Raw genomic sequence first — 6,685 nt, 5'->3', positions numbered from 1 at the left:
GCCCGATGGGTTTGTTTTATTAAAATTTAAAGGAAAATTAATGATGAAGCGCAGTTTACTGGCCTTGGCGGTCACCTTGAGTATCGTTCCTACTCTTTCAAATGCAGCAGAGATTTATAATAAAGACGGCAATAAGCTGGATCTTTATGGCCGCGTAGCCGCTAAATACCTTTTCTCAAACCATAATAACGCTGACGATACCTATGTGCGTTTCGGTTTTAAGGGTGAGACACAGATTAATAGCCAATTGACCGGTTTCGGCCAGTGGGAATATAACGTAGCCGCTAAAAATGCAGAATCTCAGGGCGACAAAGGCAATAAAACCCGCTTGGGTTTTGCTGGTCTGAAATTTGCTGAGTTTGGCTCTTTCGATTACGGCCGTAACTACGGTGTAGTTTATGATGCGCTGGCCTATACCGATATGCTGCCAGAGTTCGGTGGCGACTCAATCGCTTATACCGACAATTACATGACAGGTCGTTCTACTGGTTTGGCAACTTACCGTAACTCTGACTTCTTCGGCCTGGTTAAAGGTCTGAATGTTGCTGCTCAGTATCAAGGTCGTAATGACGATGGAGATACCACTAAGAATGAGCGCGCAATCCAGAAGGCTAATGGCGACGGTTTTGGTTTGTCTGTTGATTACCAAGACATCGAAGGCAGCGGTATTGGCTTTGCGGGTGCATACTCTTCTTCCAATCGGACCTTAGGCCAAAAAACATTGGCTGACAGTGCGACAGGGGATAAAGCTCAGGCTTGGGCGACTGCGCTGAAATATGATGCAAACCAAGTTTACATCGCAGCAATGTACGGCGAAACGCTGAATATGACGCCATATAAAGCACTGATTGCGAATAAAACCCAGAACGTTGAATTGGTCGCTCAATACCAGTTCGAAAATGGCATTCGCCCGTCCATCGCTTATGTCCAGTCTAAAGGTAAAGAACTGGCAGTTGTTGGCGATGCAGATTTGCTGAAATATGCTGAAATCGGTGTGACTTACTATATTAACAAAAACATGTTTGCCTATGTTGACTACCAGATTAACTTACTGGATGAAGATAACAATCCACTGGGCCTGGGCACTGATGATACTGTTGCAGTTAACTTGACTTACCGTTTCTAAGTTAACTTAGCAGTAATTATTACCCTTTTCTGTGTCGGAAATAGGTGAATTAAAAAGGCGGGATTTAACCCCGCCTTTTTTACATTTATTACCGACTGAAAACTCAGTGAGTGGAATGTTATGTTTCAGCGTTGATAGTGCTGTTCACCCCATGACAACATGATATGAATTAACTGTTCGAGTAACTGCTGCAAATGCGTGGCTCGCTCAGGTCGGTAGTGATAAGGCTCAGTTTCAGACATATAGTTTAACTGGGATAATTCCAGTTGCACGGCGTGTTGCTGATTCTGGGGCAGACCATATGCCCGAGTTATGTGACCACCTTTAAAGCGCCCATTCAATATATGGCTGAAGGTGGATTGATGTTGACAACATTCAATTAATTGCTTGCTTAATGATGGGTCACAACTGACACCACTATTGGTACCAAAATTCAAATCGGGTAATTGCCCTTCAAATAATCTCGGAATAACTGATGCAATTGAATGTGCATCTAACAGCAATGCATAGCCAAACTGTGCTTTAAGCCGGTCCAATTCGGATTGAAGTTGCTGATGATAAGGACGCCAGATATGTAACAGGTAAGATTGACGCTCCTGCGGCGACGGTGTTTTACCTGAGATAAAACAAGGTCGCCCATCGAACAACGTTTCGGGGAATAAACCAGTTGTTGCTGTGGTATACAGTGGCTGATCATCCTCTGGGCGATTAAGATCAACGACTAAGCGAGAGTAATTACCTATTAGTAAGCTGGCCCCCATATTTCTGGCAAAATCATAGAGACGAGGAATATGCCAATCAGTATCTGATAAAGGGCGTGCGGCAGCTGTTAGGCCAGCCTCCACCACGGGGGTTAGTCGGGTGCCGGCATGAGGAATGCTGATTAATAAAGGCAGTTTACCGGAGTGAAAACTTAACGGGTCAGTTAGATTCATGGGCGAACCTCTCCTTGGAAAACGACAGTCGCAGACAATTGGCCACCTAGCCAGTAAGCTAATTCGGCCGGGCGGGATAGTGGCCAATGGACCCAATTTGCCAGTTTGCCAATTTCCAATGTGCCTTGCGTCTCTTGCAGACCAAGTGCCTGAGCGGCATAGCATGTGACACCCGCCAACGCTTCTTCCGGTGTCATACGGAATAAGGTGCAAGCCATATTGAGCATCAAACGCAAAGAGAGCGCAGGGGAGGTTCCTGGGTTGGCATCGCTGGCCAAGGCCATTGGCACACCATACTGGCGAAACAGTTCAATGGGGGGGCATTGTGTTTCACGTAGCAAGTAATAAGCGCCTGGTAGCAATACCGCCACAGTACCCGCATGGCCCATGGCTTGAACATCTGACTCAGTGGCATATTCAAGATGATCGGCCGACAATGCATTAAATTTTGCTGCAAGAGTACTGCCACCAAGTGCCGACAGTTGCTCGGCATGCAGTTTGACCGGCAAACCGACTTTCTGGGCGGCCAAGAATATGCGCTCGACCTGTGCCGGTGAAAATGCCAGGTGTTCACAAAATGCGTCAACGGCATCGGCCAACCCCTCTTCAGCTACCCGAGGAATGACGGTATTACAAACGAAATCAATGTAGTCGTCAGCTCTGCCGGCAAACTCAGGCGGTAAAGCATGTGCTGCCAAACAGGTTGTTTTAACTGTAATGGGGAGTAATTCACCCAAACGGCGGGCAACCCGCAGCATTTTTATTTCACTTTCAAGACTAAGGCCATAACCGGATTTTATCTCTATGCAGGTCACGCCCTCGGCAAGAAGAGGTTTCAGCCGAAATAAAGCTTGTTCGAGCAATTGTTCTTCACTGGTATTCCGTGTTGCCCTAACCGTTGAGATAATCCCACCACCATTAGCGGCAATCTCTGCATAGCTGACCCCGTTAAGGCGTTGCTCAAATTCAGCACTGCGATCACCGCCAAAGACGAGATGTGTATGGCAATCAATTAAACCAGGGGTAATCAGGCCACCTTGAAAGACGATCTCACGTGAGGCATGGAGTGCTGGCAACTCTTTATGTGGCCCAATCCAGACTATTTTACCGCCTGTGACCGCTATTGCTCCTTGCGGTATCAGATGATATTCCCCTCCACACATGGTCACGATATCGGCACCGTACCACAAACTGTCACAGTGAATTACTGACACCATCTCACTCCTTCAAGCTATACCCTTTGTACCCGCCGCCACAGCGCTGCTTACTGATTGAATCACAGGCATCAGTCAGTGCTCCGAAATTTATTTGTTGCTATAGCGTTAATGATGGCGAGTACACAGCGAAATTAAGTTGTATATACAATCATGGACAACCTAGCGCATAAAGTCACTATCAGCAAGATAGAGATTTAAACAATTGCGTAACACTTCGCAGTTCTCACAGAGAAATAAAATTGATCAGGACGTCACGGTGCCTTGTGGGGTAAAACGACCATAGAGTTGATAGCGTGAGCCTGGATACAGTAATTGCGCCGCAGTGACGACCACTTTTCCATACCAGGTTCTTCGGCGAATCAACAGACAAGGCTCATGCTCATCCAATTGCAGCAGTTGTCGCTCAGTCTGGCTCGGGATCACGGCTTCAACAATATGTTCACCTTCAGTCAGAGGCGCGGCTTGCGTGAGATAGCTGTAAGGAGTTATGTGATTGAAATCCTGCTTCATATAGTCGGGGGCCGTGCTTGGATTAACACAGCGATTTTCGACTTGAACAGGGAAGTCATTCTCATAATGCACAATTTGCGAGTAGAACAACTGTTGACCGGGCAGGATCCCTAACGCTACCGCTTCTTCAGGGGTTGCCGGGCGAGCTTCTAGTTGCAGAATTTTACTGCTGTGGCGATGACCACGAGCGGTTATCTCGTCAGCAATGTTATGAACTTCAAGCAGGGCACTGTGCGCTTTTGCTTCAGCAACAAAAGTTCCCACGCCTTGCATACGAATAAGGAAACCTTCATTGGTTAATTCACGTAACGCACGATTGATAGTCATACGGCTGACCCCCAGCTCAGCAACGAGCTCGCTTTCTGAGGGAACGCGTTGATGGGGCTGCCAGACCTCGCTTCTGATCTGGTGGATAATGGCCAACTTAACCCGTTGATAAATTGGCGCCGGAGTATCGTCCATTGCGGCACTTAATTGTAAGACTTTTTGTTGTTCCGCCACGGCGTTAACCTCGTCAAATAAAAGATTTATATGCTAAGTCTACGGTTGAATTTAGCGTATGTATATGTATATACAAGTGAGTGGTTTAATTAATTGACGCCGCTGCTGCTTAGCGCGTTTGACTCTGAACAAAATATTGGGATATCGCTATGCCAGTTTATTTTACCGAGCGTGCTTTCTTATCGAGTGGATGGGCAGATAACGTACAAATTACTGTTGACGAACAGGGGTATATTCAGCGCATTGTGACCGGCAGCAGTGGTACTGGTTGTCAGGTTTTATCCGGCCCAATAGTGCCAGGCATGCCGAATCTTCACTCCCATGCCTTTCAGCGCATGATGTCTGGATTAGCCGAAATCGCCGGTAACCCACAGGATAGCTTCTGGACTTGGCGAGATCTGATGTATCGACTGGTACAGCAATTAACACCGGAAGATGTTGGTGTGATTGCCCGTCAACTGTATATCGAGATGCTGAAAGGTGGCTATACGCAAGTCGCAGAGTTTCATTATTTACACCACGATCCCGAAGGTAATCCATACAATTGCCCTGGTGAAATGACCGCTCAACTGAGTCAGGCAGCGCAAGAGGCGGGTATCGGGATGACATTGTTACCCGTATTGTACAGCTACGCGGGGTTTGGTGCTCAGCCTGCTCAGCAGGGGCAGCGCCGTTTTATTCAGAGCACCGATAGCTATCTCAAACAGCAGCAGGTCATTAGTAAACAATTGGCTAATCAGCCATTACAAAACCAAGGTTTATGTTTTCATTCTTTGCGCGCCGTAGAGCTCAGCCAAATGCAGGAGATCCTACAAGCTTCGGATAATCAATTACCGGTACATATTCATATTGCTGAGCAGCAAAAGGAGGTTAATGACTGTCTGGATTGGAGTGGGCAGCGCCCCGTTGCATGGCTGTATAACCATTTGCCTGTCGACAGCCGCTGGTGTCTGATTCATGCGACACACCTGGATAAATCCGAGCTTGTTCGTTTGGCAGAAAGTCAGGCTGTGGCAGGATTATGCCCGACTACCGAGGCTAACCTTGGTGATGGTATTTTCCCTGGGGTCGATTATCTGCATTATCAGGGGCGCTGGGGTATTGGTTCAGATAGCCATGTTTCATTGGATGTGGTGGAAGAATTACGTTGGTTAGAATATGGTCAGCGCCTGCGTGATCAACGCCGTAATCGTCTGACGAGTGAGCAATATCCTGCCGTGGCTGATTTGCTTTATAGCCAAGCTTTAGCGGGAGGACGACAGGCTTGTGCCAGCAAAATTAGTCAGTTAACAGAAGGCTACCGTGCTGACTGGTTAGTACTGGATGGCGATGATCCTTATATTGCTGGTACAAAATCGGCATCTTTGTTGAATCGGTGGTTATTTGCGGGGGGCAAATCGCAAATTCGCGATGTTTATGTGGCAGGCAAAGCGGTAATAGTGGATAGATATCATCCAATGCAACAGCAATCTGCACAGGATTTTCTGACGGTATTGAAAGCCTGTCAACAGGAGGTCTGATGAGCTTTACCCTTTTTGATTTTGCCAGCTTACCCGTTAGCCGTTGGCGAAATGGCGGCGGCGAAACCCGTGAAATAGCATGTTGGCCCGTTGGTGGAGATGATTTTGCCTGGCGTGCCAGTATTGCTACTATCGAACAGGATGGCCCGTTTTCAATGTTTTCGGATATCGATCGGTCAATTACGCTGCTATCAGGTGAAGGGGTTGAACTATCCAGCCCAGGCTGGGAGGCACATACTCTTTCCAAGCCGTTGCAGCCGTTTGCTTTCCCCGGTGATATCCCTATTCATGCGCGTTTATTAGGGGGAAGTAGCCAAGACTTTAATATTATGACGCGGCGCGGTTGCTGGCAGGCATCGGTATCGTCGGTGAGTTCGGCACAAAAACTCCCTGTTTCCCATAGTGGGTTGATCTACGTTGTGAAGGGAAACTGGCTTGTTTGCCATACCGAAACACACCAACTTACTGCTTCGCAAGGCTGTTGGTGGTTGCCTGCAATTAAGGGAGGGCAATTACAGCCTCTTACTGCGGATAGCCATTTGCTATGGGTCGATTTATTTCCTTGGCGGTAAAAGGGAATATTTTTTGTAATTTTCATTACAAACCAAAGTGATGCAATTCTTTGGGATTACTTTTTCACATGCAAGACTGCTATAACTGATGCTCACATAGATACTGTGGGCATCACCGCTATACCTTTTACAATTTCCCTCTGCCACACAAACTGCAACTAAGAAGATTTCCTCATTGCCAAGGCATGCGCTTGGTCACTCGATAGTGTTCAAATTACCAGCATTTGTTAGATCCATGTCATAGTTTTGTTATTTGCTCTATGCAAAACACACATTTCGGTTGTTTGGTGTTAAAAATTTCAAT

At 47.0% G+C, this 6,685-nt stretch carries 6 protein-coding genes; 3 read left to right on the top strand and 3 right to left on the bottom strand.

The annotated features are described in order from the left end of the window. Positions 1-40 precede the first annotated feature (40 nt). The gene (locus V1952_RS18985; RefSeq protein WP_083159048.1) at positions 41-1,126 is read left to right on the top strand and encodes a porin; all 1,086 of its coding nucleotides are present in this window, start codon (positions 41-43) and stop codon (positions 1,124-1,126) included. 125 nt (positions 1,127-1,251) lie between these two features. Here the strand turns inward: V1952_RS18985 and hutG are convergent, their stop codons facing one another. The 3 genes from hutG to hutC form a co-directional block, all read right to left on the bottom strand. Continuing rightward, on the bottom strand, positions 1,252-2,061 hold the full coding sequence (hutG, locus tag V1952_RS18980; protein WP_372558863.1) for an N-formylglutamate deformylase: 810 nt from the start codon (positions 2,059-2,061) through the stop codon (positions 1,252-1,254). Beyond that, complete coding sequence (hutI, locus tag V1952_RS18975) at positions 2,058-3,278, bottom strand: imidazolonepropionase (RefSeq protein WP_420075317.1); 1,221 nt, start codon at positions 3,276-3,278, stop codon at positions 2,058-2,060. The genes hutG and hutI overlap by 4 nt, the downstream gene beginning before the upstream one ends. Before the next feature lie 243 nt (positions 3,279-3,521). Beyond that, positions 3,522-4,289: a histidine utilization repressor gene (gene hutC / locus V1952_RS18970; RefSeq protein WP_083159045.1), complete on the bottom strand. Its 768-nt coding sequence runs from the start codon at positions 4,287-4,289 to the stop codon at positions 3,522-3,524. A 149-nt stretch (positions 4,290-4,438) separates the two neighbouring features. On the opposite strand from hutC, the gene V1952_RS18965 reads away from it, so the two are divergent. Together V1952_RS18965 and V1952_RS18960 are read left to right on the top strand one after the other, a co-directional pair. Then, positions 4,439-5,809 (top strand): formimidoylglutamate deiminase, encoded by a 1,371-nt coding sequence (locus V1952_RS18965; protein WP_420075316.1) that lies wholly within the window; start codon positions 4,439-4,441, stop codon positions 5,807-5,809. Next, entirely contained in the window at positions 5,809-6,381 is a 573-nt protein-coding gene (locus V1952_RS18960) for a HutD family protein (protein ID WP_083159043.1), read from the top strand. The genes V1952_RS18965 and V1952_RS18960 overlap by 1 nt, the downstream gene beginning before the upstream one ends. Positions 6,382-6,685 lie beyond the last annotated feature (304 nt).

This window comes from Yersinia sp. 2542 StPb PI (assembly GCF_048593855.1).
GTDB classification, from domain to species: domain Bacteria; phylum Pseudomonadota; class Gammaproteobacteria; order Enterobacterales; family Enterobacteriaceae; genus Yersinia; species Yersinia enterocolitica_E.
The sequence above is the reverse complement of the archived record's forward strand: the minus strand, read 5'-3'. Positions and strand labels throughout refer to the sequence as shown.

Bases quoted from the DNA above. Each gene is read 5' to 3' on its own strand.
- V1952_RS18985 (WP_083159048.1), top strand. From the start codon at position 41: ATGATGAAGCGCAGTTTACTGGCCTTGGCGGTCACCTTGAGTATCGTT.
- hutG (WP_372558863.1), bottom strand. From the start codon at position 2,061: ATGAATCTAACTGACCCGTTAAGTTTTCACTCCGGTAAACTGCCTTTA.
- hutI (WP_420075317.1), bottom strand. From the start codon at position 3,278: ATGGTGTCAGTAATTCACTGTGACAGTTTGTGGTACGGTGCCGATATC.
- V1952_RS18965 (WP_420075316.1), top strand. From the start codon at position 4,439: ATGCCAGTTTATTTTACCGAGCGTGCTTTCTTATCGAGTGGATGGGCA.
- V1952_RS18960 (WP_083159043.1), top strand. From the start codon at position 5,809: ATGAGCTTTACCCTTTTTGATTTTGCCAGCTTACCCGTTAGCCGTTGG.